Here is a 25,506-nt window from a genome sequence, read left to right as displayed (position 1 = left end):
CACGGATACACAGTTCATTGAAAATAATATTTTCCATAAGATGTGTTTCTTCTATCTGCCGGAAATTTAATCTGGCATTTCTAAGTCCTGTATCCACATAATAATATTTAATTGGTGTATTGATATATCGTTTGCCTTTGATATCGTACCGCTGTGCACCGACAACAAGAAAAGCATCTCTCAAGGCATCAATATAAGCTTTGATGGTCTTCGCAGTAACCGTACTGTGTTTGATAGATTTAAAGGTGCGCTCTAATTTTGTCGGATTAGTCAGAGATCCTATGGAAGAAGCAAGGATATTGACCAATTCGTCCAAGTCATCCTTGTTTTTGATTTGATTCCTTTCAACGATATCCTTGAGATAAGTTTCCTGAAACAAACGGATAAGATAAGTCGACTTTTGTTCTTCATCTTTCATTATTGTAATTTGAGGCATTCCGCCATAAACCATATAATCATCCCAAGCTTCTTCCGCACTGCCATCATAGACAGAGAAGAATTCAGCAAACGACAGAGGGTATATCCTTACTTCATCTCCCCTTCCCCGAAACTCTGTAAGGATATCGGAAGAAAGGAATTTCGAGTTACTTCCTGTTACATATGCATCGACATTATCAATATGCAAAAGGCCATTCAAGACATCAACAAAATCAGGAACATACTGAATTTCATCAAGCAACACATAGTACTGTGCTGAGTCCTTGAGCTGGTTCTTAATGTAATCGTATAGTACATGTGGCTCTCTCAACCAATCATATGAAATATCATCCAGCATCACCATGATAATATGATCTTCCGGAACTCCTGCATCAATCAGATCATTGCGGAAAATCTTAAGAAGAAGATAAGATTTACCACATCTTCTGACTCCTGTAATTACTTTAATCAATCCATTATGTTTTCTGACTTTTAGCTGTTCCAAATAAAGATTTCGCTGTATTTCCATTTCTCTCACCCTTTACTTAGTCTTGATATACATTCTATGAAACATAGTATACCTAAACAATATCGACTTAGAAACCCATTCCCTGTTTACGGCCACCTGACCTCTTTTAGGGAGCAAGGTGCTCTTCTTACTGACAACAAGACAACATACTGACAAGCTGTTCAAAAACATCAGGACCAACAGGACACAGTTCTGCAACCCTATCCAAAAAGACATTTACAATTTATACTCATTATGGCAGTCAGTTTATGGAACAACTTATTGCCCTATTAGAAATACGAAAATAAAAAACATCAGAGGTTCCCTCATGTATACTGTAACCATAGCAATAGCAACCATATTCCAGAACGGAGGAGATGCCACCAGAGCAATCGAAATAGCAAAGGCAATACAGCAGTATAAGCCGGAAGACTGTAACCTGAAGATTGTATTCCTTACCAGAGGAAGCCAGTTCGAACAAAATGTCCTTGACTTGGGTTTCGAGCTCTATCACGCTACTCCAAAGATGAAAGGAATCCGTTACCAGGAGGATTTCGACACGAAATTCGGAGAGCTGATCGGAAATGAAAAGCTCGCCTATGATGTCCTTCAAGGAGAAATGGAAGCGTACATGGCAATCAAACCAGACCTGCTCATCCATGGCTTCTGGCCCATAGGCAGCATTGCAAAGCGCATGGTCATTCCCAATGTAAAAAATATTGCGTTCCTACCAATCCCCCTGAAAAAGGCGTTTCTAGACGAAGCTCACACCTTCCCTGATGAACTGACACCCTCAAGACTTCCGATAGGTGTTCAGCATTGGATATTCAGGCATATCCCACGCAAGGTCGCAGAAGGAAACCAAGCCCTGCAACATTCCTGCATCCGCAAGGCCGCTGAACAGTCAGGCTGGAAAGACCAGGAACTGACCAATATATTTGAAATGCTTGTATCCGACCTTTATTTGGTAAATGACCTGCCTCAGTTCTACCATGCAGAGAATTATGGCAACAACTGCATCTTTACAGGACCAATCTATGCACAGAGCAGGCAAATGGCAATTGAGGATAAGGAAATCCTCAAAATATTGGACAAGTCAAATACAAAGAAGAAAATCTTCTGTACCTTGGGAAGTTCAGGAAACAAAAAAGCCTTGTTGGAAATGGTGAAGATGTTCAATACACCTGAAGGCCTGCAGTATAGTGGTATCATTCTATCGCCTCCATCTGTCTGCCCCGTCGAAGAGGCCCGGCAACTACTCAGGAACAAGAGTGTGTATGTAACGGATGCCTTTGTTCCCGCAAAGACAATTGACCGGCAGGTTGACCTCGTCATCTGCCACGGAGGGCAAGGAACACTGCAGACAGCCATTGCCAGTGCCGTTCCCTTGATCGGAGTCGCCACCCAGCCCGAACAGAAGATCAACCTGGAACATCTGGAAAGCTTCGGCTCCGCCATCCGCATTTCCATGTCAGCATGGCATTACAAGCACATCCTCAGCAACGTAAAAGACATCTTCAGAAACTATCAGGACTTCGCAAAGAAGGCACAGGAACTGAAACAGCTCTATGATGCAACCGATGCAAGAGAAATCATAGGCAAGGCAATCTGGAAAGAACTGCAGTCCCGCTGAGAAATCTCAGGCTACGCCGCACTACGGTACTTCTTTTCCTGATGACTCAGTATAGCTGCTTGGATTACATGACCACAATTTCCGTTTCCTCTATTTTTGTTCCTTCATTGCCTTGGATCTTGCAAGACGGAGTCCGGTAAGCATTGCACCGAAAGCACAGAGCAACATCAGTATCCTGTAGTCATTTTTCATGCCATAGACGAAGACATCATCTCTCCCTTCTATGTAATCAGTCACCGTATATCCTATTTTTCTGCTCATAAAGGCATAGAGAAACGTCGTGGACAGTATGATTCCTGAATATTGTCCCAGATTACGCACCAATGAATTTACACTGCCTCCGATACCCAATTTGGACTTGGGACAAGCTGACATGATAAGTGAATTGTTTGCAGGTTGAAAAAAGGACTGTCCGATAGCCATGGTTACCAGCAGGATCCCACAGATACCAAGTGTCGTATGAAGACCCAAGAAAGACATCAGAAAGAAATCCACGGCCATCACGGAAAGACCTATCACTGTCAGGATCTCGGCTCCTATCCTGTCAGCCAAGGTTCCACAAAGCGCCGAAAGAGATGCAATGACGATTGGAGTTATCATCATCAGCAATCCTGATATCGACGGTGACAGCTTGAGCGTATCTTCGAAATAGAACGGAAGCAGAAACGTACTGGCAGCAATGCACATAAATGAAATCACAGCACAGCCAAGGCTCAAAGGAAAAAGATGGTTTTTGAAAAGGCTGAGATCAAGAAGTGGTTGTCGACTTCTCTTTTCCCGACAGATGAACAGAATGATCATAATGACAGCAAGCAGGATGACGCTTAGTATATAAGGATTTGAAAGTCCCGATCCCTGTGCCCTGACCAACGCAACAAACAGGAGCATAGTCCCCAGGAACTGGAGTACGGCACCAGCTATGTCTATATGCTGGCTCCTATTTTTTCTATCCTTCGGAAGATACTTGAGTCCAAGGCCGAAAATTACCGCACCGATCGGGACATTGACATAGAAAATATAATTCCAGCTCAGTGCAGAGACAATGAAGCCACCTACGGGAGCTCCGGTCATGGTACCCAATGCCACGGCAGCTGCCAAAATCCCCAAGGCTTTTCCCCTTCCTTCCTGTGGATAGAGTTCAGTAATGATACCCTGGTTGTTTGCCATATAGGCAGATGCACCAAGCCCTTCGATGAACCTGCAGATAATCAACGGGACAAAAGAACTGCACAGGCCACATAATAAGGTTCCTATAACAAACAGCAATGTCCCGTAACTGAATACCTTTGACTTTCCTACAATATCTCCCAACCTGCCGAAAAACAGCAAGGTAGAACAGATGATCATGACATAGCTGGCGACAACCCACTCAATGGACAGGAGCGGCACATCCAGACTTTTTGACATCACAGGAAGAGCTATATTGACGATACTCGCATCCAACGTAGCCAAGAATGACATGGATACTACGACAAACAGGGTGCTACCTTTGCCATTATTCAGTTTTCCGGATGTTTTTTTCATACTTTCCACTACTCCTTACGACAGTAACAATCCTGCGGTTTACAGACCACTTTGTGGCTAGTATGATAGCTATAAGTAAAATGCTGTGCGACAACTGCATTGCTACATATTAGCACGATATTGACATGAGGCCTCATCATGAAAGTCGATAAGAATTACTTTTACAAGAAAATGCCCAATGCCCATTTCGGTGTGGATATTTTCCCAAGGTCTGACTTACCCACAGGTACCATGCGGAAAAAACACTGGCACGAACATATGCAGCTTTATGCCATTCTTTCAGGCAAAGCCTTCCTTGAATGCGGGGCACACTGTTTCCAAGCGGTAGCAGGTGATATCGCTGTCATCAATAGCAATGAGCTCCATTATCTACAGAGCCTTTCAAATAACTTGCATCTATACATTATCAGGATTGACCTGCCGTTCCTATTCAGCAATCAAGTAGATCAGTGCCAGACAAAGTTCCTTGCACCCCTGTCCCAGGATCGGATTACATTCCATAACCTCATCCATGATGACAAAGAAGTCTCGGTATCCGTAACTGAACTCATCAGGGAATATGGAACCAAAGACTTTGGGTATGAGCTTGCGGTGAAATCATCTATCTATAAACTGATCGTCCTTCTGCTCAGGACACATGTAGAAAAGATTCTATCTCCTGAGGAATTTTCTGCAAAAACAAGAAACCTCAGACGGTTTGAGCCAGTATTGCAACATATCGACACACACTACACAGGAAAGATAACAATCGCCGAGCTGGCAGCAATCGTCCATATGACGGTCTATCATTTCTGTCGGATGTTCAAGCAACTTACAGGAAAAACCATGACAGATTATCTGAATGGGCTCAGATTGGAAAAATCCACGGACTATCTTGCAGAAAGGGACCTGAACATCACTGAAATTGCTCTGGAATGTGGTTTTGACTCCGTAAACTACTATAGCCGGTTGTTTCGCCGGTACTACCACGTTTCACCGACGGAATTCAGAAAACACAGCATGGAAACACCATCGGCATAAACGACATAAGCATATATCTACAGGAAATCTCAGTTGAACTGTCATAGGATACATGATAGGATAAGGGAGACTCAATTTGTAGGAAATGTTGAACTTATCCTCAACTGTAGGAAGCAAACGGAATATGCCTGCCGCGTTTTTCGACCAGTCACTATTTCCAGGAGATACCCGTCATGAAAAAAAAATCAATCATAATCTTCTTACTCTGTGCCGTTGCCATTGCCCAGGCTTTCTGTGCCGACCTTTCAAGCACCGGCTACGGCAACACAGCAGAAGACGCAGAACGTAAGGCACTTCAGAATCTATACTCACAGATCCGTCCCGATATCACCGTTACGCCAGAAAATGAAGTTGCCTTGAAAAACGAACTGGTAGGTATCAATATCACCAACTCATGGTCCAGTAAAGAAGAAAAAGACAAAGGTTCCCATGTAAGCAAGGTAATTTTCTATGACACGGCACTTTCCCATTACCTTGATCAGATTGAAACCTGTCTGACAGACCTCTCCAATCTTCAGAAACGTTATATCTCTGGACAGGATACAAACACATCGATAAAACTGTCCATCATACAATCAGGTATCGACCGCTATGACAAACTTGTCAATGCACAGTTCATTGCCTTGGCATTGGGGGCAAGGCTAAGTCAGATCAAACATTCAGGTATCCCTGAAATGGCATGGATATTCGAAAAAGAAAAACTGCTGATAGACCATAACAACGAATTGCTACAGACTCGGGCGGACCTGAAGGTGTCGGGTACACCTGCGCTCAATGATGAAATCAACGAAAACACAAAGGAACTGAACAATCTTACCAGCAAAAAAGAGGCAGTCAGGTCAGCTCAGAAGTATCTTGCCGGCAAAGAAAGCGAAGCTTTGGTTGCATCAGCCTTGAGCATGAGGGAAAACATAACATTGCGGGATAACAGCAGTGTCCAGGAATATCTCATTTATCTGGCGAATTTGGATACCAGCTGGCAGAACCTGTCTGCAAACACCGATGCCATGAGAAAACATATCGAAACATCGATCAGGAAAAAGGATGCCATGCAGGGAACGCTTGAAGACAAAGCTTTTGATATGATCGGCTACCTTCTCTCGGATATGGAGGGTACAAACCCGACACAGCAGGCACAGGAAGCAAGAAAGACTGAAAAAGCTAAAATGACAAAGGAACGCGATGCAATCTACGAATACCGATTGACCGCATTTGATGCCGTCATCAAGAAAACTTACATTGACTACACAGAGCAGGCAATCGATGCCTTCAGACATATTTACGATGCCGTCGAAGCAAAACATACCTTCTTCAGGACCGGCTTCAACTGTTCGAATGTCTCTTATAGTCCGATTGACTTCGGTTGGAAAGGTACATACGATTTCCACATGCTGGGAAATCATCTCAGCTATAGTTTCACCCTTCCCCTCAAAGCTATCAGCAGTCAGAAATATCCTGACGACATGAGCACCCTTTCTACAGCAGGTATGCAGGTCTATGAAGCAGACGTAAAGGCACTGCAGCAGTCTATCTTTTATGACCATACCTTTCTCTCGGTCTGGTTACTGCTCAAGGGTCATATAAATTCAAATTTGAAAGCACTTGCAATTGAATCAGCTCAGTTCAATCTGCTACGGAATGATCACCAGACAAAAGTAGCCGTAGAGGTCACTCCCATCAACACGGCCATGAATTTCTCATTCAAACATCTGTTTGTCTATCCTGAAGGCATCGCGAGTTCACCTCTCGACCTGCCATTGAATTCCGTCAACAAAAAATTCTATCAGATGAAACAGCAGGAAGCCGTGGTCAAGAATACTGAAAAAGGAACCCCGCCGGTCAAGAGTGAAGCACAATCCACACAGACATCCACGGAACCGAAAAATCCAGAAAAAAGCAAGAAAGAACCAAGTAATCTGCAGCGTTTCCTTCTGCCGTCTGACACTACAATCTCAGCCATGGTCGGCTATAGCTTGATTCCTCTTTCTACAATTCCGGAAGCAACATCTTATTCTTCAAGCGATTATTACTGCAAGCCATTCAGCATAGGTGGCATCGTCGAACGCTTCAGTAGGAAACAGTGTTCCCTTTACTTTGCAGGGAGCTATGAGTATATGGATACTTCAATCATAAAAAAGATGCTGACAATACGACGGTAGCGGAAAGAATCGACAACAATGTGTCCGTACGGGCAGGCCTTTCATTTCCACTACGCCACAGCAACGACAGCAGTACGTTCTTCCAAGGCTTCGCGTTGGCAGGTATCGGCTTGAAGACAGACGATTTGACAAGGTTCTTCGGTTACGGAGCTAATATAAGTTATCTTCAGACACTTGCCCCAAGCTTCGGACTCAAACTTGATGCGGGTCTGCAATATGTAAAGGACAGTGTGTTGGGAGCATATCCGAAAGGCCTGCTGTCCCTTGGTCTCTACTTCTGAATCCTCCCCTTGTAAAGGAGCAGCATCCCATAGTAGAATCCCTGCAAAACCATTGAAGGAATTATCTATGAAACTGTTGCTTGCATCTGATATACATGGAAGTGCCTGGTACTGTGCCAAGCTCATGGAAGCCTACACCAAAGGCAACTATGACAAACTGCTCCTGTTGGGCGATATCCTTTATCACGGTCCCAGGAATGACCTGCCACGTGAGTATGCTCCGAAAAAAGTCATTGCCATGTTGAATCCCCTCAAACATGATATTATCTGTGTCCAGGGTAATTGTGATGCAGAAGTTGACCAGATGGTCCTGGAGTTTGATATATCAAGCGCCCATACGGAATTGGTAGCTGACGGCAAGACTTTTTTCCTTGTACATGGGCACCATCCTTTCCCTACATATCTGCAGGAAGGTACCATACTGCTGACTGGGCATACCCATATACCTCTTCGCGAGCAATTGGAAGGGAAAATCCTGCATCTCAACCCTGGTTCGGTTTCATTGCCGAAAGGCGGTTGGTGCCCCACCTACATCAGCTATGCAGAGGGTAACTTCCGCCTTCTGGATTTCACAGGGACTGAACTTGATTTCTCCTCAGGCCAGGCAAGATAAACCGTTACCTTTCCTTCCTCGCTTTTGATCTCTGCCGTTCCCCCATGCAAGCGCATTACCTGGGACACAATAGACAACCCAAGCCCGTTTCCACCGCTTGTCCGTCCCTTGTCGCCTCTTTCCCAAGGTTCAAAGAAATCAATGCCGGCAGGCAGGGACCCCTCGTTCGAGACCTCAATCCTTCTCCTGTCAAGCAACACGGTCACTTTGCCTTTGGTTGCGGCAAGTGCATTGTCCAGCAGTTCCTTCATGGCACGGGACATCAGTTCAGGGTCACAGTCAATCACTTCGCTCTTTGTGGTAACCTCTACCCTTTTCTCATCATTCTTATAAGCAAGAAGAAGAGTATGCATGAAATCGGCAGCGTCGACACCTTCGGGGCTTGCTTTTCTGTCAGGACTTTGCAGTCCGGCATATTCCCTTACCCTGTTGATTCGGCCAGACAGGTCATTCAGTTCAGTAGACAGTCTACCGATAATATGTTTGTCCATAGGAAACATTCCGTCCAGCATGCCATCGACCAAAAGACGCATGGAAGTAACGGGAGTATTCATATCATGGGAAATATTCCGTAACCAAGCTCTTCGGTTGGCTCTGTTGAGGGAAAGTGATTTGCCAAGGTCTTCTACTGCCGCATTTATCTGCTTGAATTCCTCGACCTTGGTCTTTGGAAGAGTTACATCTTCCTTTCCATCTGCAAGAGCTTTCAACGATTTCTCGACATCGCCCACATATTTTTGGTTTTTCCTACTGAAGAAAAAACTGAGCAACAGGGCAAGAACCAAGGAAAGCAATCCGGCCGCAATTGCCTTGCCAAAGACATAATGGACCAATTCACCGGTATTTCCGTAGGTATCAGGCGTATATGTCAGCACATCCACGCTGAATGAATAGTAGCTGTCCGTACAGATCATCAGGCTACCTGCAATCTGTCCGGCCTTGACCATCGAAGGCATCTCAAGAGTCCTTGACGGCAAAATGCCATAAGAAGCTGAGAGATAGACCTGGAACTGGTTCGTCAAATCATATCCCATGTTGAGGATAGTGACAGGTTCGCTTACCTCGACTGTCTTGAACGTAGATGGATCAAGATTCTCGCCCTCCAAAAAATTAGTCCTTCGGGTACTGCCTGCAAGCTGTCGCTTCAGTATCTCCTCATCACCGATCTTACGTTGTCCAAGAGCCTTGCCATCGCTTGTCGTACCGGCAGAAAAGACAACCCTTCCGCTTGAATCCCTGAAAAGCAAGCCGCTGATACGGTCATCGTAATTTGCAAGCTCATAAGCAATATCGACAAATTGATTGAAAGAAATATAGTTTCCCGCACTGCTTATCTGCTTCGCCATCTTGTCGCAGAACATTTCATAGGCTTGCTCACCCCATTCGGTACTCCGGCCACGGAAAGCGAAAAAGACCAATGTGGTACTCAGCAAAAGCACAAGCAGCGCTATGCCCGCAATAGTCAGGAAGACTCGGACAAAGAACCGTCTCATGCATCATCGTCCTGACAGATGCCGACGAAACGATACCCATAACCTCTTACAGTCTCAATCCATCCGCCGTCACCAAGTTTTGCCCTGATATTCTTGATATGGGTATCTACGATACGTTCATAGCTTTCTGCACTATAGTCAAAACATTCTTCCAATATCTTTCCGCGGGATACCAAAAGGTGTGCATTGTCAACAAGACACAGCAGCACCCGCCATTCTGCGGCAGTAAGCGAAAGCAATTCTCCGCCTACAGAACATTGATGGGCATCACGCTCAATCTTCAGAGTATTGCCATTGAACTCAAAGGTCATATCAACCTCATCTCCGGAGTATCCGAGCTTTGCTTTCTGGTACCTGCGTAGTACGGCCTTGACTCTCAACACAAGTTCTTTCGGAGAAAACGGTTTTGTAATGTAGTCGTCAGCACCGATTTCAAATCCTAGGATCCTATCGGACTCTTCTACACGGGCCGTCATAAATATGACAGGAAAATCATACTTCTTTCGAAGTTCCTTCACATATTCAAATCCGTCCCCATCAGGAAGCATAACATCCTGCAGCAGCAGGTCCGGCAAACGATCGGAAAAACCGATGTCCGCTTCCTTGAGATTCGCAAACGTCATGCAGTCAAAACCCGATAACTCCAGGTATTGTCTGACTCCATCTCTGATGACATCATGATCTTCAATAACATATATCATTGGCTTATCCATTGCCGCATACTCCATTTATTTTTTATATTCCCATCAAATTCCTGTTGATTCAAGGTATTGTATCATGAAATAGCGGAAAATCCATCCAAATCACACACATTATCGTACCAGCTGCCTGTCGATCCTTCGCATGACAAGAAAATACATCACCATCGTATAGATGACGGAAATACCATCAGAAAGCGGTTCAGCCATAAAGACCGCGAGCACTTTGTCAGCCATGAACAACGGCAGGATGAAGGTAAGAGGAATGAGCAGTACAAGTTTGCGTAATATTGCAATGGAGCTTGATACCTTTGCCTGTCCAAGAGAAGTAAAGGTAAGCTGCGCAGCATTCTGCAACCCGAACACACCGACAGAAGCTGCATAGACCCTCAGTGCCCACGTAGACATGGAAATAAGATCAGGATCGGAAGTAAATATAGCCGCAAAAATGCCAGGAAACAGCTCAAACAAAGAAAAGAAAGTAAAGGAAACGACAAGGCTGGAAACAAAGACAACCCGAATTGCCTGATGCATCCGCTTGCTGTCACCCGAACCATAGTTGAAACTGATGACAGGCTGTCCGCCCTGTCCCAAGCCAAGGACAAAATAATGGATGACACTTACCACTGAATTGCAGATTGTCATCGCACCTACAGCCAAGTCTCCGCCATATTTCAGCAGATTCACATTGAAGGCCGCAAGCAAGGCACTCTCCGTGCTTGTCATGATGAAAGGCCCCACCCCAAGTCCAAGACTAGGCAGCAATATATGCCAGACAATTTTCAGATTTTCCTTCCGCAGTTTCAGGACGGTCCGTTTCCCAAGCAGGAAACGCAATACATACAAGGCAGAACAGGCCTGGGAAATAATCGTTGCCAAGGCAGCCCCGCGGACACCCATATGAAAGACAAAGATAAAAATGGGGTCCAAGGCAATATTCAGCGCTGACCCAATTACCACAGAAATCATTGCCTGCCGAGAATACCCCTGGGCAGTGATGAAATTGTTCATTCCCATGGCAAGCTGGACGAATATGGTACCGACTGCATAGATGTCCAGGTAGCTTTTGGCATAGTCCAAAGTCACTGGACTGGCTCCGAAGAACAGCAGCAATGGCCGGTCAAAGACAATCAACAGGAACGTCAGGACACACGCCACAGCTACGAGGGCCGAGAAACTGTTTCCCATGATTTTCTCAGCTTCAGCAGTCTTTCTCCTTCCTAAGAATATGGACGCACGGGGAGCACTGCCGTTGGCAACCAACGCAGTGAAAGCCGCTACCATGGTAAGTATGGGAAAGCACACGCCAAGAGCTGTCAAAGCCACTGTACTGCCAGCTCCCATATGCCCGATATAGATGCGATCCACCAGATTGTACAGCAGGTTTACGATTTGTGCGACGACTGCAGGAAATGCAAGCCGCAATACCAGTTTTCTGACAGGTTCCGTAGCCAGAAAGTCTTTGTCAGGATACTCTGTCATTTCCATCATAATCTGTAACATACTCCCTGAAAAAACATATTGCAAGATGTGACCGTTTGTCAAGCACTATTGTAACAATCTTTACTCCTTTTTCATCGGTTGAGCCGTTTCTGCAGATGTCATGGACGTGGATAAGGATAAAGGCTACAGTCTTTTCGACACTTGGCCATTCTGATATACGTGGATTGGGTACCTACAGGTCAATGGTTCGTCGAAAGCCCTTTCAGTCTAAAAGCGAGAGTCTGTTTCAGTCTCATAGTTTAGTCGAAGATGGCTGGATCATGTACTGCTCCTTTCCCTTGTCCCTGTCCATGGCAAATGCTCCTCCGTCCTTGCCCTGTCCAGGCCTGTGCTAGCCGATGTTGTCGGTCATCATGCCCCAGATGAAGCAGGCCAGCTCCCGTGCCCCAGCCACCGTCGCCACGTTGCAGTTCTTGCCCTTCTTCTCCAGCTGTGCGATCTTGCCTCTCACCCGCCTGGAACCTCTGTCCGCATAGGCTATGACCGACGGGCACTGCCCCTGCTGCCTTGCGAGTATCCGCTTCGACTTGCCGTACGGGCTGCTCCTCTTGATGCCCTTCGCAGCTTCCACCAGCAGCAGCCGGAGCCTGGTGTTGCCGCATTTCGTTATCGTGTTGTACCTCACCTTCTGCCCGCTCGATTCCTGTCCCGGGCATATGCCCAGGAAGCTTGCGAACCGCCGTGCATCGGGGAAGCGGCTGAAGTCGCCGACCTCGCAGCAGAACGAGAGGGCCAGGTGCGTCTGTATGCCGGTGAAGCAGACGAGCCTGCCCACCTTTTCCCTGTAGCGCTCCGAATCCGCCAGCTCCTCTATCCTGGCGTCTATGAGCTCCAGCTTGGCCCTGAGGTCCTCCGTCTCCTGCAGGTACTGCTCGAACGCCAGCTGGAGCAGCCCGTTCCCGAACCGTATGGACTTCAGCCACTGCCTGAACTTCCCGGTCCAGTAGGAACCGGGGAACGGATAGGAGCAGCCGGCCCTCAGTAGGAAGGAGAGGAGGTTCTGCTTCGCCTTCTTCAGATGCCTTGCAAGGGTATTGCGCATCCTCGTGTATTCCTTCGCCGCCTCATCCTCGCTGTCGGGGAGGGCCACCTTCCTGTAGGTGCCGTTGGCAAGCGTCACCGCAAGCAGCATCGCATCGCGCCTGTCGGTCTTCACCTTCTGCCCCGATGCCCGTGCTATGGTGGTCGGCGCCATGATCACGCAGGTGCATCCCTGCACCTTGTTCATCGCCCTGCACAGCCCGAAGCCCGTGGGACCGGCCTCATAGCCGATGAGGAACCGTACTGACGGGGCAAGGGCGAAATCCTTGCGCGCCTTCCTCAGGAACTTCGTGAGGAACTGTGCCCCTGCTTCCATCCTTGCGGCTTCTCCCAGGTAGCGGTTGTGCTCCCTGTCGAACATGCAGACGCTGTTGGTAGCCTTGTGGACATCCACCCCTACATAAATTATACTTTCCATCGTGACCTCCAATTTGTATGTGCTCACGTTCCATACTGTAAAATTGATTTTTCCTAAGTATGCAGCAGAATTCACGTCTTTGCAAACTTAGGAGGTCACTTCATATTGTCTACTAATTTGCCCTGGTTATTTGATTTTTTGGGGACTTCCCTCGTTACAGCTTGCGAGGGAATTTGGGTTGTTAATCTAAACATATCAATGTCGATTCAATGTTTCCATAGTCTTTTAATTCAGAACGAACATTTGAAAGAAGGTTCTTGATTTCTGGAGATAGTTTCTGCTTACTAATTCCTGGTTGCACAATATGAATCCAAAGCCTTCCCTCCGTTCTTGAAATTTTGTATTTTATTTCATTCATATTCTTTATATTTCCTTTCATATATCGTTCAGGATGCTTTGAGCTCCTATTGATAAGTCTCTTACATAATTGACAAAGATTGTTTTTCCATCTCCATGAATTAATAGCTTGACCACAGACCTCATAAAGATCCTCTTTTCTAGCCCCTGGTTTGTCTGCCTTACTGTATTTACAGTGATAAAAATGGAAATTAACAATTCCCTCGGATTGCTTTATTCCAACAATATCAGCACATTCACCAGAACCATCATCTAGGTAAATAACATCAAAATCTTCCATAACAGTTTGTATAACCTTATATTGTATACAATCTTTATTTTCTTGATTTCTATCGCCAGCATAAGATGGATGAAAAGCCTCCTTACGAATATTGATACCATCCCAAGACCATACCTCTGCATAGGCATCATCAAACGGTACAGATAAGGGAGCTTCAACCTCCAGTTTATAGGAAGCATTACCCTTAATCTCGGACCGATCAGCAAAACAAAACACAGGAAAATCATGGGAAAAGAAAGCCTCTAATGATTCACCTTTTGAATTTCCAGTTGTTTTAATCATTATAATGCTTTTATGATGTACCTGTTTGATTGAGCATTCGTTTTTGTTCAATTGAAATACAAATTCAATTGTTCTATTATCTGAATAGCAAAGATTGAAGCGTATTTCATGCATGGTTTGACTTTTTTCGATTATCGCTAAGGAAGTATCCCAAATAGAGTAATCCACATCATCCACCATAATACGGTAATTTGACTCACATTTCTCAGATTCTGTTTTTTCCCCATAACGAACAGAAAGAACTGGTATATTTGGTATCTCTGCAATTTTTTTTTGGGAATTATTGTCCCACGAATAATATCTTCCGTAGTAATTCTATCGTCTGTAATTTTCTCTCCCATCTTGCACGCCCATTCACAGAATTCATCAAGTCTTCCAGAAGAAAATGACCAAATCCGCCCATTAGTTGATGCTCCGACCGTCTCCTTTCCATTTCCATGGTATCCCACACCAAATAAAAGTACTTTTGATGAACTACTGGTCATCAGGACAGAAAGTGAATCTTGGACAGCATCACCCATAAAAGATTGGTAAGTAATAAGATTAACCGGCGTTTTTCGTAACCCTACATTTTTTATCAATCGATGTGAAAGATTTCCAAGTACTCTGTAATAATATTCTGGATTTTGCAAGGTTCGAGCTCCCGGAATCAACTTCATCACAAAAGCATCCTCTCCTACTCCATGTACAGATCCATTGAAGTAACAAAGATGATGTTTGTTATCAACGACCAAAAGATAATATCCCCATCCTTTATTTTTAAAGCTGAATCTGCACCGTGTTGCTGATGAACTGCATTCCAAGCGTTTATTTTGAGTTTTTTGGTCGATACCGGTGTGTTTTACGGCAACCCATTGCCATATCCATCAGCCTTTCAACTTTCCTATGCTTCCCCTCAGGTGGATTGGTGATGAAACAGAACAGGTTCAGATAGTCCTGGATGTCATCCCTGATGAACCCGGAATGGGCCTTGAGGAACTTCTTGAGCATGTTGCAATGCTGGTTTATCTCATTCAGCGGGTTATCGGCATCAGGGAGTTTCCTGAGCTCCTTTGAGTTGTATTCCAGACTCTTGAGACCCAGTTCCTTGACCAGGGCCCTGTGCGACAGGTCCATGTCATGGACCAGCGTCGACCCGGGGCTTATGTGACCCTTGAACGCTGAGAGAGTCCCGCCGATTGTCGGCCTCCCCCGTCCTTCGGCAAAGGCGATGACATTGTTCTGGTCACTTGCCATTCCTATGCAGATCTGGTTCCGGGAGATTCCTCTGAGCTCGAGATTCCCATCCTTCCGCTGGATGTCAGGATTCCGCATCTTATGGAATGTCTCGTCAAGCTGGATCCTTCCTGAAAGTACAATGTCATCCTGATAATCCCTGAGCACGATGAATACCTTCTCAATCCAGTAACGTGTCGTGTTGTATGCATTCCTGTTGGATTTGGAGACAAGCCTGAAACTTCCATAGCCGAAGATTGACAGGAGGAAATCCAGCCATTCGGTCAACGGGATCTTCCTGCTGTCGAAGATGGTGTTGGTCAGCGGGGTGAAGGTCCTGCCGCAGCCGTTGCACCTGTACCTCTGGATTCCGGCTGCCGTGTGTCCGAACCCCTTTATGCTTGGACAGCCGCAACGCGGGCACGCCTCCGGCTTGAATGAGTTCACCAGCCCCGCTTCATCCGTGTCGGCTATGCGTGGATGCCTCCGGTTGAAGTTGTCGCTGTTGCATCTGTCTATGAAAGACTGGAGAGGAGTTGCGTCCTTTCTCCCTGTCCAGGGCGTAGTACGCCTGGAGTCAGATTTGTAATTCTTCATGCTGGTAGTCCGCTTGCAGGAAAGAGCGGCCAGGCAGGGGACTACCACATCTGCAACCACCCGACCGCCCGATCATACAATTGTAGTGCTACACTACCTCGCATCAGAAACTTATTCAATACGGCTTGGATTAGCAACACGGTGCAGATTCAGCTTTTTATTTTTACAATCTGAATTTGGCATCCATTCTATATTTTCTTGAGATGTATAGACCCAAAGAAGAATAGTATTTTCTCGATTGGAATAAATTGTACCTTCCTGCTTATTCATATTTGTAATGTTATGAGGAATGAATGAGTCCTCAGGAATGGAATATACTTTCATACTGAATTGAGGTCTGAAATGCGCCAAAACATATTCTAAATCTCGTTGGGAGGTTTCATCTTTTTTATTGAATTCTTCTAGTAATTGTTGAAATGATATCCGTTTTGTAATGGCATAATCGGACAATTTCGGGAGAAGAAATGTCCAGTCAGTATCTTCAGAATATAAATCTTGCAATTCGGGGATAAAATCATCATTTACCAAGTTGGCTACAAGTTTTGCATGACCTAGCTTGCAAGGTTCCACTCTTGTAAGCCTTCCTAGAAACTGTAGCGTAACAGGAAGAGATTTATACTTGTCGTGTAATGCTCCAATTTTGAATTTTGCATCATCTATTCCTTCTTTAAACATATCAACAGCAACTACGATTTTTGCTTTTCCTTCATTGTAAAGAGCTACAGCATTCTTTGGTTTTGTAGAACTTTTGTTAGATGTAATTAGCACTGGACATAAATCATTTGTACTGGAGATATTATAATACTCATTATATAAAATTGCTGCTCTTTTCATGGTCTTCGCTCTTACCAGAAGTTTATGGTCAAAGCCTTGAGCAATATCTTTCCTTAACAGCTCTATTGCTTTTGATGAAATATCTGCGTCTTCTTTTTCAGTGTCAAACTGTTCAATTGGTTCAAAATCTATTTCAGTAAAATAACCAGCCTTTAATGCTAGAGACAAAGAATAATTAAAAATAATCTCTCCAAGCAATAATTTTCCATCATTACGGAATGGCGTCGCTGTGAATTGGATAATTTTTTTCCGTTTGAAAGCATTGCCTACAACTTGCCATGTCTGGGCAGGCATGTGATGTGCTTCATCAATAAAGAGAGCTTCAAAATCTTTTACAAGATACGGTAGTTCTTGCTCGTGGCCTCGAAATATACTTGGAGTAGCAACCAGAACATTTCTATTGGTAAAAAAATCTTCTGGTACTTTTGGCCATGTTTTCAATTCTTCTGTCAAGGGCATCAGAGCACCTGGTTTGACAAGATAGTATTGCTTCAATATTCCAAAAGACTTAAATTTCTCTGCAATTTGATGACGGAGCATTGCAGAAGGAACAAGAATCAATGTCCGCTTTAATTGTTCCCCAACCATTGTTGCAATCATCACATCCGTCTTTCCTGTTCCTGTAGGCATAACGACAATTGCCTTTCTTTCTGGCTTGGAAATAAAATGTGCTTTAATTGCTGAAATAGCACCTACCTGAACAGATCGAAATCCTAGATTTTTATCCTCTTCCTCTCTTAAAACAAGTGCATCTTTCCAACTATGAACTATGTCATCAATTTCTGCCACTTATTTCTTTCCTTTTTTGTTCGTTACGGAAAATACTGTCATCATTCGTTCCGCACACCCAAGACAATCATCCTTGAAAGAACAATCCTTACACTTTTCAAGTTGTTGAAGAATCTTTCCTATTTCGGAATAAGACCGTTGAAACAGAGATAAATCTTTCTGTTTTGCTTTCAGTATGTTTTCCGCATTGGATATAGCCCGCTCAATACCGCCATGCTGTTCCATTCTTTCAAATGGAGTATGTTTCTTGAAATATTCCTGTGTCTTTTGATAATTGGCAAGATAGTTCCTAAGTTTTGGTACAATCTCGTCATATGATTGATATTCTCTTCCTGGCGAGTGCTCAAGGAAATGCAAGAGAAACCACATTTCTATACAAGGATAACTTGTAATGGGAATGATTTTTTTAGGTAAAGACGTACAAGCTTTTTTGAATGCTTCAGATTGTTTATTGTCCCGTGCAATAGTATCAACATCAAGGACACAAAACACCAAATCATAAGATTTGCGTAACAACAGTCTCGCTTTTCGAAATATGTTTGTGTAATCAGAAGGTCCAGGAAGTTCCGGTTTCAAGGAAAACGAGTAATGCCTGCTTGTCCGAATGTAATCGAAATAATACCATTCGGTATAACCTTCGCCCAAAATTGCAATTGCTTTTTTCAGTTTCCTTTGGCGAGGCTTTCTCACTTCTTGACCTCCCCAATGACAGGGTTTCCTAATTCAGGAACAGCACCGAACTTGCCACTCCGATAAAAATTCGCCAGGCTCACGTTCTTGTGCAATTTAAAATCTTGGGCTTGATAATACGTTGATGAACCATCATCCTCTTTTTCACAAAACCATACCATATCATTTCGCATGTAATCCTTGTCCATCAGAAACTGTTCATGGGTAGTTACAAAAAGCTGAGAAGTCTTGGAATTCAATAGAAACATCTTAAGAAAGAAAGAAACGAGATCAGAATGAAGAGAGGTTTCTAACTCATCGATTGCAAGGAACGTTTCTCCTTTCAAAAGCTCATTCAACACTCCCCCAAGACCAAAATACCTCCGTGTTCCTTCAGATTCCTCGTCAACAGGAAAAGATTTTTTTATCCCATTCTGCAAGGAATGTTCAAAAAGCAGTTTCTTCACATCAATTTTTTTCTCTTTCTTGAGTTGTTCAACCAACACCTTTGGGGCTCCCTCCGATTCAAGCAAACCAATCATTTTGTCAGAGATTTCTTTTGATTCGTTCTGTATCTCAAGGTTTGAAATCTGAAAATCAGCTTTTTTCATCAATGATATGAAAAATTTTCGCTTTGTTTTGTCCTTGTCGAGTTTATTCAAACTCCAGTCAAGAAGATTTGTTTTGGGAGTCACGAGCGGCATGATACTATGTTTGAAGAAACTGACAACCTTTTCAAGTTCTTCTGAATGGATGTTTGTCTTCTGGTATGCATAGAGAACACTACTATTTCCAAGCGTGTTTCCATTCAAGACAAGTTTATCTTTCGCAAGTAAACCTGTCGCTTTTCCAAACGTTGTCTTCGCAACTTTGGCTTTCTCATCGTAATGCCTTGTATAAAGACAGGTCTTTCTTCCCTCAGGACTGAAATAGAGTTTTTCCCAAAGAATTGTCTTTTTAGTAATTGCGATATCATAAGAATACCTAATGGTATGAATGAAGAATACCAAAGAGAATTCACTTGGCTGTGACATATTTCTTTTATCAAGAGCAAAAGGTTCGTAACTAGTATCACCATCCTTCGTACGAGGGCCATCAAGAGCAAGATTACGAAGTACATCGAAAGCTAACAAAATATTGGATTTCCCAGATGCATTGTATCCATAAAGAACACCAAATTTCAAAAGTTTCATATTGTCGTTAACCGAAATAAGAAGAGAATCATCAGCATCGTTTTTCATCTTCTTGTTCGATACAAAACTGAGTGTCTGCGTGTCTTTGATAGATCTGAAATTTGAAACAGAAAATGATTCAATCATGATTTTTATTCCTGTTAAATGAAAATATTTTACGCTTATAGAATAATACAGAATCATTAAGAAGTCAACAGATCGTTTCCAGTGAGTCCTAAACTACCGACATGGTTCTTAGTCTTGCCAGCCTTCCTGTGGCATAGTTGCCGTCCATAGTCCAGAATCCGTCAGTGAACTGGGCAAAAGTGATATCCTGTCTTTCGGTTTCTGCTCTGTCTTTTTCTTGTTTTCCAGATAAGCAAGCGTCCAGCGTTCCGCTGCAACCTTTGAAGTCTGTCCTGTCGACAGCCTATATTCTGCAAGGTTATCAGAACCGCCTTCCTTTACCTTTGCATAATAGACAATCTTGGAACCATTTTTCCTTTTATACAAAGAAAACTTCCGACGTGGTCTAGCCATATAAATGCCTTCTAAACCGCATGCACCGCGAATAACGGTAACAATAACGGTAACAGTGAAGAAATCTATATGAACGCTGACTGTTCAGAAGTTCTAAATAAATAACCATACTACAAATAATAAAAATATGGGCCCGATTGGGTTTGAACCAACGACTTCTACCATGTCAAGGTAGCACTCTCCCACTGAGTTACGGTCCCGTTTGTTTGTCTTTTCGTATTACCAAATCGACGTTTTCAGACCATACAGAAAAGGAATGAATCCTCCTCGGTGCAAGCCCCGAGGTATCCCTTACCAAGGCATCAGGTCATTCGCTTCCAAGGTTGAGATACAATTGCCTGTAGTCATCCTTCTGCGTACCCTGATTCTTCATATACCTGCGGCTTGCCGTACTGCTGCTGACCGTCAAGCGGATGGACAAGGTGCTGGAAGCACGGCAGGCGGCAGGGAAGAGCGCATAGCAGGAAGGGTGGAACGGAAATGATGGCAGAGACAGGCAGGCACCCGAGAGGGTGTCCGTCCTGCGTGTGTGCGCGCAGGCCTGCGGGCAGGCTATAAAGGCTACGCGATGCGGCCAGTTCCTATCCCCTGCAGCTGTCAGGCATGACTCCTGCATGGATATGCATCATCCATGAATATTTATTCAGGCATCCGTGAGTTTTGCAAAAACCTCTATAATTTAATCTTTACTGCTTGTCTTACGATAAAGAATTGACCGCCCTTTCAGACGGTCTTGATGCTATTAGATGCATTGTCACAATTTGTGACCAAAATTAACTATAAGTTGAATGTAACACCGATAGTCGGATACACAATAAGGATAGATCGGGATACATCCGTAAGATGTTCCTTTGCTTCATCCAGGGCATCACTGCCGAAAATCCAAGGATCATAGGCAAGAGTACAACCAGCAACAATACTAAGCGTATCTTCCGTTTCCACTGATACACCAAGATTACCTTGAATTCCGCAGGCCCACATGTCATCCATACCATCACTTTCTTTTTCTGAAGCAAATTCATAAAGTAAATTTGGACCAACAGATAGTTTAAACCTGACAGTTTCAGAAAGTGGTACCGAATATTGTCCACCTACGGAGAAATTCATCCAATTGTTCAGTCCATCTAAATCCAAATCGTTACTAAGCTCAATACCAAGGACGGATGTCTTTATCTCACCAGAAAACATCAATCCGAAATCGGCACTGGCATATCCACTCACAGAACTGCCATCGCCAACAGTCACTTTTCCTCCGAATAACAGCCCCTTCTGGATATCCTGAGTTTTTGTAGAACTAGAATATCCTAAATTTGAATTTGTATATGTACCCTTCTCTCCAATTCGATTATACCCATATCCCCCATAAGCACTTGCCTCATAAGTAGGTACAGAAGCGAATATTGCAGTCAGACAAACAAAAGTAACAGCAAATAACGTTACAAACTTTTTCATTTGTTTACCTCCTATATACTATGGTATGCAAATATACTGATTATATTCCCTTGGAAAATTTTCAACAATTACTATGAAAATAGTTAATCGTTTTATTCAGACATAAATCCAATAATGTCTAAATTCTACAAGCAAACCAGAATAAATTCGGCTCAATCATAAAGTTTGTGGGTTTTTAAGGATTTTATGTGACACTTGATTTCTCACATAACTTTTCCTACTTGCATCAAAGAGCTTTAGAAAGAAATATTCATCATCAGAATAGCCAAAAGCCTTGCGCCTGGCCGTCTTAATTTTGTTGTTAATTCCTTCTATCTTACCTGCAGATATATTATATGTAGCATGAGCTATTATACCTTCAAAGTGATTATCTAGAAGCCGATAAAACCAAAGAAAATGTTTATTTTTGGTATTGCTACAAATATCCATAATCTCAGATATTTCGTTTGCCATTTTAGCTTCATCTGTCATCTTATATGCATCTGAGAGCTTTTCTTTAATTATATCTAGAGTAAAGAGAAGTTTGTTTTGTTTAATTAATTCTTCGTATCTATCAACATAACCAGATTTTCTAACAACTTCTCCTTTATGAAAGAGCGTGCTGCCTTTTGATATTACTTTCCCATCTTCTGCTTCTTTGTCTTTCTTTTGAAGAGTTTGCACAGAAGATGTAAGAATATATCTGCTCTTCTTAAGAGAAGCTGCAGCCTTGTTATCTCCCTCTGCAATTAACCTTCGAAATTCATCCTTTCTAACTTCTCCTACAACTTTATCATTCAAATTTTTTTTAATATGAAAGAAATCGAATATAGGTTGTATATGAGGGCAACGATGCTCAAAAGCTTCTTCAAAGTCACTGTTCATGTCGCATGCTATAGCTTCAACTCCATCCATCCAATCAAGACCTACATGGTCTATAAATGCATATACAGTTGCTTTCTTCTTGCCATGCGCTAACCAGAGGATATGACCTGTTTCCATATCAATAATTACTACCGCATATTTATGACCATTATGTAGCTTAAATTCATCGATTCCAAGGAACCTTGCTTGCCTTTCTGGTTTGATGAGAGTTTTATCATCTATAGTATATTTTTCTTTCAATCGTTGTAAATCAATATCTTTAACAGTATTCTTTCCAAGGCCAGTAAGTTCTGCTATTTCTTTATTGGTAAAGCCATAAGCTAATAGATCTCTAGTGTATTGGCAGAGCTCACAACTAATCCTGTGCCCTTTTGCTTGGAAAGGGACTTCCTGCATCTGTGTATAGCTGCATTCAGGGCATCTATATCGAATCTTAGAAAATCTAATAGTACTTAATCTGCTTCCGAAACAAAGATGCTTTAAATTGACTTCATATTTATTATTAACATGCATTTTCTTATGACAATAAGGACAAATACAAGGCTTTTTATCTTTTTTTAGAGTCCCATGAAGAAGATACATCTCTTTATTTGATACTGTATTTACGATTTCCGTAGTTTGATTGTTAAAGCCTACCAATCTTGATGGTAATTTGATATATTTCATTTAGGGCAACTCTCTTATGTTTAATGTGTGGTAACTACAACATAAAGATGTTGCCCTTTTTTTACAACCTTTTAGAAAACACTATTTAGTAAATGTTAATTTAAAATCACACAAGAAAAGTGATTGAGCCATTATTATAATAAAATTGGTCAGTATCAAATGGTTCACCGAAAGATTTCCCATAATAAGTAACATTTGAATAACAAGTTGAAAAGAAATCAAAGAATTTTTTACTTTTCGGTACATCATATTGGAATAAAGTGGAAAAGAAAGAAACATTATTTCTATAAATAATCTCTTTACTTGAATTAAAATAACCATCATTTACCTTATTCAAGTTTCTTTTTACAATAATCTTCTTTCGCTCTTTACCTTGCTTTACTTTCAAAGTTTCTGAATGAACTCTATTTTTATCAAGTGTTACAGTATATTCATAGATATTTTCAGCCTCATCTGTATCATTCAGGTTAAAGAGAAGAAAGAATTGAGACTTTTCGTTGTTATTAAAGAAAGTATCATACGGAATACCTGATTCTGGCTCCAGCCCAAATGATTGTTTACAAAAATAAAAGATAAAAGCCAAAACTTTTAATGCACAAGTCTTTCCTGAGGCATTACTACCCTCAAAGCACAGGAAAGGAAGAATCCTTGTCTTAGGAAAACAATAAGACTCTGGAACGTATTTTTTGTTTACAGTGAAATCAACTTCAAGCCACTCTTTGTATGACCAGCAATTTTTACCACCATATGATAAAATCATAAAATACCCCAAAACCATGTCATTTATCTACATAGTTTAACTATTATTCTTAAATCTGTCCATATTCATCTACACAATATTTTGTACTTTAAATATTAGCACACTACAAAAAGTGATTTTCATCTCTAATTTCATACAAATCAGAAATTGGTTCAATATTACCCCCTACAGGGCTTGTAAGCACGTCCATTTCATGACAATGGAAAAAGTGTAGCAGTTTCTTCCTGCTACATACGTAACCAATCCATCCGGACAAAGTGCTTGCCGTTCGGAAGCAAATAGGTCTTGAGGCTGCTACGTCTGTAGCCAACTTCTTGCATGAGCTGGTCTAGGCGAGTACCCTCAACATTATGACAGATGGATTCAATAGGATCAAAGGCTTTCGTATATGGGCTTACAGAGACAAAACCACACGTCTCGTTCTTCTGGAAGACACAGGAAACAAAAGATGGCTTCATATGGTCGATTCTCATAGCAAAACTATCCTCACCTACATACTCGACAAAAAGATCTGCGATGACAGCATCGGCAGCCGGTAATTCCACTGAAGGATCAGAAAGGTCTGCATGGATAAGATGCAATCTTCCCCCGAACTTGGCTTCATACCTTTTGCCACAGTATTCCAGATATTCCGGATTCACATCGATACCATAGATTGCCGAAAATCTGTCCAAGGGAATCTGTTCCAAACCATTGCCCCCGGCAATGCCGAATATGGCAACTGAACCCTTGCAGCAACAGCAGAACTGTTCCTTCATTGCCGATGCAAGCATCTGCAATTGACCCACACTAGACAGCCCCATATGGTTTTCGTACACGTCAAGCGGCACTTCATTCCAAGGATTGCTCATAGAACTGTAGCTTATACAAAAGGAAATAGGCATGCAATGCCTAAGAAACATTGTCTTTGTCAACTACTTCAATACAGTATCTTTGGCACGGGTACTGATATCGTCAATCATTTGTGCAAAATCATGGATTTCTCCAGGACTTGACCCCGCAAGAACTGATTTCAGCCATGTCTCATGCAATTTCATCACGTCATGAAATAAATCATTCCCCTTTCTCGACAAGTAAAGCTCCTTTGCACGTTTATCATATGGAGATTGCCTGGCCAAGACATATCCCCTTTGCGTAAGGTTCTTGACCGAACGGGCAACAGCTGCCTTGTCTATTGCCAGGGCAGTTGCTATTTCATCCTGGCTCGTTCCCTCTTTCTCACCTATATTGACAAGAAAAATACTATCAGAAAATGAAATATCTTCTGTCCCTATTGATTTTGACATATATTTGACAAAGGTCCGGTAAAGAATCCCGAAGCCCCTTATGATTGATTGATCTTCCAGTATGCTATCCATTGTCTGTCCAAATTGATTTTTTCCATCATCCTATCCTATCTGCTGCCCTACGGCAATAAACCAATGTAGATCATCAGATGCCCAAGAAAGCTTTTTCAATGATCCTGACAAACTGATCAGGTACTTCCATGTTCGTCACATGACCGGAATCTACCTTTACATAAGTGCAGTCCTTGATCAAGGAAACTGCACGTTCGGCTTCCTCTTTGGACATTGCACCATCCAGTGTACCATCCTCGAGATAATCAAAATTAGCTTGTATCAACACAGTCGGGCATTGAATCTTTGACAAGGCCGTAGCATGGTCAAAACCTTCATTCCATTTCCCTTCGTAAAAAGAGGCTCCGAACCTAGGATTGTAGT

Annotated in this window: 25 protein-coding genes and 1 tRNA gene; 5 read left to right on the top strand and 21 right to left on the bottom strand. The window is 42.9% G+C overall.

What is annotated here, in order from left to right; translation table 11 throughout:
• On the bottom strand, window positions 1–946 hold a 946-nt coding region (locus tag LKE40_15755), incomplete at its 3' end, for an ATP-binding protein (protein ID MCH3918884.1).
• A 307-nt stretch (window positions 947–1,253) separates the two neighbouring features.
• Between LKE40_15755 and LKE40_15750 the strand changes: the two genes are divergently transcribed.
• The gene (locus LKE40_15750; GenBank protein MCH3918883.1) at window positions 1,254–2,558 is read left to right on the top strand and encodes a glycosyl transferase; all 1,305 of its coding nucleotides are present in this window, start codon (window positions 1,254–1,256) and stop codon (window positions 2,556–2,558) included.
• A 90-nt stretch (window positions 2,559–2,648) separates the two neighbouring features.
• Here the strand turns inward: LKE40_15750 and LKE40_15745 are convergent, their stop codons facing one another.
• A complete protein-coding gene (locus tag LKE40_15745; protein ID MCH3918882.1) occupies window positions 2,649–4,082 on the bottom strand; it encodes an MFS transporter in 1,434 nt (477 codons plus the stop codon).
• Between the two features lie 138 nt (window positions 4,083–4,220).
• On the opposite strand from LKE40_15745, the gene LKE40_15740 reads away from it, so the two are divergent.
• The 4 genes from LKE40_15740 to yfcE all read left to right on the top strand — a co-directional run bounded on the left by LKE40_15740 (window position 4,221) and on the right by yfcE (window position 8,155).
• Window positions 4,221–5,102 carry an AraC family transcriptional regulator gene (locus LKE40_15740; GenBank protein MCH3918881.1) on the top strand — a complete coding sequence of 294 codons (882 nt, stop codon included), beginning with the start codon at window positions 4,221–4,223 and terminating at the stop codon, window positions 5,100–5,102.
• A 173-nt stretch (window positions 5,103–5,275) separates the two neighbouring features.
• The gene (locus LKE40_15735; GenBank protein ID MCH3918880.1) at window positions 5,276–7,261 is read left to right on the top strand and encodes a hypothetical protein; all 1,986 of its coding nucleotides are present in this window, start codon (window positions 5,276–5,278) and stop codon (window positions 7,259–7,261) included.
• 20 nt (window positions 7,262–7,281) lie between these two features.
• Window positions 7,282–7,542 (top strand): hypothetical protein, encoded by a 261-nt coding sequence (locus LKE40_15730; GenBank protein ID MCH3918879.1) that lies wholly within the window; start codon window positions 7,282–7,284, stop codon window positions 7,540–7,542.
• A 67-nt stretch (window positions 7,543–7,609) separates the two neighbouring features.
• A complete protein-coding gene (gene yfcE / locus LKE40_15725; protein ID MCH3918878.1) occupies window positions 7,610–8,155 on the top strand; it encodes a phosphodiesterase in 546 nt (181 codons plus the stop codon).
• Here yfcE and LKE40_15720 read toward each other — a convergent pair.
• From LKE40_15720 to LKE40_15630, 19 genes are all read right to left on the bottom strand, one after another.
• Window positions 8,080–9,648, bottom strand: a complete 1,569-nt coding sequence (locus tag LKE40_15720) for a HAMP domain-containing histidine kinase (GenBank protein ID MCH3918877.1) — start codon at window positions 9,646–9,648, stop codon at window positions 8,080–8,082. The genes yfcE and LKE40_15720 overlap by 76 nt on opposite strands.
• Window positions 9,645–10,361, bottom strand: a complete 717-nt coding sequence (locus LKE40_15715) for a response regulator transcription factor (GenBank protein MCH3918876.1) — start codon at window positions 10,359–10,361, stop codon at window positions 9,645–9,647. Before LKE40_15715 ends, LKE40_15720 begins: the two co-directional genes overlap by 4 nt.
• 99 nt (window positions 10,362–10,460) lie before the next feature.
• Window positions 10,461–11,834 carry an MATE family efflux transporter gene (locus LKE40_15710; protein ID MCH3918875.1) on the bottom strand — a complete coding sequence of 458 codons (1,374 nt, stop codon included), beginning with the start codon at window positions 11,832–11,834 and terminating at the stop codon, window positions 10,461–10,463.
• Between the two features lie 346 nt (window positions 11,835–12,180).
• Complete coding sequence (locus LKE40_15705) at window positions 12,181–13,308, bottom strand: IS110 family transposase (GenBank protein MCH3918874.1); 1,128 nt, start codon at window positions 13,306–13,308, stop codon at window positions 12,181–12,183.
• A gap of 181 nt (window positions 13,309–13,489) precedes the next feature.
• Entirely contained in the window at window positions 13,490–14,395 is a 906-nt protein-coding gene (locus LKE40_15700; GenBank protein ID MCH3918873.1) for a hypothetical protein, read from the bottom strand.
• Entirely contained in the window at window positions 14,365–14,886 is a 522-nt protein-coding gene (locus tag LKE40_15695) for a hypothetical protein (GenBank protein MCH3918872.1), read from the bottom strand. Before LKE40_15695 ends, LKE40_15700 begins: the two co-directional genes overlap by 31 nt.
• A gap of 148 nt (window positions 14,887–15,034) precedes the next feature.
• A complete protein-coding gene (locus tag LKE40_15690; GenBank protein ID MCH3918871.1) occupies window positions 15,035–16,039 on the bottom strand; it encodes a hypothetical protein in 1,005 nt (334 codons plus the stop codon).
• 111 nt (window positions 16,040–16,150) lie between these two features.
• Window positions 16,151–17,662, bottom strand: coding sequence for a DEAD/DEAH box helicase family protein (locus LKE40_15685; protein ID MCH3918870.1), 1,512 nt, complete (start codon window positions 17,660–17,662; stop codon window positions 16,151–16,153).
• Complete coding sequence (locus LKE40_15680) at window positions 17,663–18,352, bottom strand: RloB family protein (protein MCH3918869.1); 690 nt, start codon at window positions 18,350–18,352, stop codon at window positions 17,663–17,665.
• Window positions 18,349–19,650, bottom strand: a complete 1,302-nt coding sequence (locus tag LKE40_15675) for an ATP-binding protein (protein MCH3918868.1) — start codon at window positions 19,648–19,650, stop codon at window positions 18,349–18,351. The genes LKE40_15680 and LKE40_15675 overlap by 4 nt, the downstream gene beginning before the upstream one ends.
• Before the next feature lie 108 nt (window positions 19,651–19,758).
• The gene (locus tag LKE40_15670; GenBank protein ID MCH3918867.1) at window positions 19,759–20,043 is read right to left on the bottom strand and encodes a hypothetical protein; all 285 of its coding nucleotides are present in this window, start codon (window positions 20,041–20,043) and stop codon (window positions 19,759–19,761) included.
• Window positions 20,044–20,171: 128 nt separating this feature from the next.
• Window positions 20,172–20,243: transfer RNA gene (locus LKE40_15665), tRNA-Val, on the bottom strand.
• 107 nt (window positions 20,244–20,350) lie between these two features.
• Window positions 20,351–20,659 carry a hypothetical protein gene (locus LKE40_15660; GenBank protein MCH3918866.1) on the bottom strand — a complete coding sequence of 103 codons (309 nt, stop codon included), beginning with the start codon at window positions 20,657–20,659 and terminating at the stop codon, window positions 20,351–20,353.
• Window positions 20,660–20,820: 161 nt separating this feature from the next.
• Window positions 20,821–21,495, bottom strand: coding sequence for a hypothetical protein (locus LKE40_15655; protein ID MCH3918865.1), 675 nt, complete (start codon window positions 21,493–21,495; stop codon window positions 20,821–20,823).
• Between the two features lie 156 nt (window positions 21,496–21,651).
• Window positions 21,652–23,025 (bottom strand): ISL3 family transposase, encoded by a 1,374-nt coding sequence (locus LKE40_15650; protein ID MCH3918864.1) that lies wholly within the window; start codon window positions 23,023–23,025, stop codon window positions 21,652–21,654.
• A gap of 106 nt (window positions 23,026–23,131) precedes the next feature.
• A complete protein-coding gene (locus LKE40_15645; protein MCH3918863.1) occupies window positions 23,132–23,785 on the bottom strand; it encodes an ATP-binding protein in 654 nt (217 codons plus the stop codon).
• A 227-nt stretch (window positions 23,786–24,012) separates the two neighbouring features.
• Window positions 24,013–24,636 (bottom strand): class I SAM-dependent methyltransferase, encoded by a 624-nt coding sequence (locus tag LKE40_15640; protein MCH3918862.1) that lies wholly within the window; start codon window positions 24,634–24,636, stop codon window positions 24,013–24,015.
• Window positions 24,637–24,699: 63 nt separating this feature from the next.
• On the bottom strand, window positions 24,700–25,143 hold the full coding sequence (locus LKE40_15635; GenBank protein ID MCH3918861.1) for a MarR family transcriptional regulator: 444 nt from the start codon (window positions 25,141–25,143) through the stop codon (window positions 24,700–24,702).
• 73 nt (window positions 25,144–25,216) lie between these two features.
• Window positions 25,217–25,506 (bottom strand): alpha/beta hydrolase (locus tag LKE40_15630; protein MCH3918860.1); only part of this gene is annotated, 290 nt, incomplete at its 5' end.

This window comes from Spirochaetia bacterium (assembly GCA_022482625.1).
GTDB lineage: Bacteria > Spirochaetota > Spirochaetia > Sphaerochaetales > Sphaerochaetaceae > Pleomorphochaeta.
Note: the sequence above shows the minus strand (reverse complement) of the source record. Positions and strands in the feature narration are given on the sequence as shown.

Coding starts and splice junctions, on each gene's coding strand:
- LKE40_15750 (MCH3918883.1), top strand. CDS start 1,254: ATGTATACTGTAACCATAGCAATAGCAACCATATTCCAGAACGGAGGA.
- LKE40_15745 (MCH3918882.1), bottom strand. CDS start 4,082: ATGAAAAAAACATCCGGAAAACTGAATAATGGCAAAGGTAGCACCCTG.
- LKE40_15740 (MCH3918881.1), top strand. CDS start 4,221: ATGAAAGTCGATAAGAATTACTTTTACAAGAAAATGCCCAATGCCCAT.
- LKE40_15735 (MCH3918880.1), top strand. CDS start 5,276: ATGAAAAAAAAATCAATCATAATCTTCTTACTCTGTGCCGTTGCCATT.
- yfcE (MCH3918878.1), top strand. CDS start 7,610: ATGAAACTGTTGCTTGCATCTGATATACATGGAAGTGCCTGGTACTGT.
- LKE40_15720 (MCH3918877.1), bottom strand. CDS start 9,648: ATGAGACGGTTCTTTGTCCGAGTCTTCCTGACTATTGCGGGCATAGCG.
- LKE40_15715 (MCH3918876.1), bottom strand. CDS start 10,361: ATGGATAAGCCAATGATATATGTTATTGAAGATCATGATGTCATCAGA.
- LKE40_15710 (MCH3918875.1), bottom strand. CDS start 11,834: ATGGAAATGACAGAGTATCCTGACAAAGACTTTCTGGCTACGGAACCT.
- LKE40_15705 (MCH3918874.1), bottom strand. CDS start 13,308: ATGGAAAGTATAATTTATGTAGGGGTGGATGTCCACAAGGCTACCAAC.
- LKE40_15695 (MCH3918872.1), bottom strand. CDS start 14,886: ATGAAGTTGATTCCGGGAGCTCGAACCTTGCAAAATCCAGAATATTAT.
- LKE40_15690 (MCH3918871.1), bottom strand. CDS start 16,039: ATGAAGAATTACAAATCTGACTCCAGGCGTACTACGCCCTGGACAGGG.
- LKE40_15675 (MCH3918868.1), bottom strand. CDS start 19,650: ATGATTGAATCATTTTCTGTTTCAAATTTCAGATCTATCAAAGACACG.
- LKE40_15670 (MCH3918867.1), bottom strand. CDS start 20,043: ATGGCTAGACCACGTCGGAAGTTTTCTTTGTATAAAAGGAAAAATGGT.
- LKE40_15660 (MCH3918866.1), bottom strand. CDS start 20,659: ATGCAGGAGTCATGCCTGACAGCTGCAGGGGATAGGAACTGGCCGCAT.
- LKE40_15655 (MCH3918865.1), bottom strand. CDS start 21,495: ATGAAAAAGTTTGTAACGTTATTTGCTGTTACTTTTGTTTGTCTGACT.
- LKE40_15650 (MCH3918864.1), bottom strand. CDS start 23,025: ATGAAATATATCAAATTACCATCAAGATTGGTAGGCTTTAACAATCAA.
- LKE40_15645 (MCH3918863.1), bottom strand. CDS start 23,785: ATGATTTTATCATATGGTGGTAAAAATTGCTGGTCATACAAAGAGTGG.
- LKE40_15640 (MCH3918862.1), bottom strand. CDS start 24,636: ATGAGCAATCCTTGGAATGAAGTGCCGCTTGACGTGTACGAAAACCAT.
- LKE40_15635 (MCH3918861.1), bottom strand. CDS start 25,143: ATGGATAGCATACTGGAAGATCAATCAATCATAAGGGGCTTCGGGATT.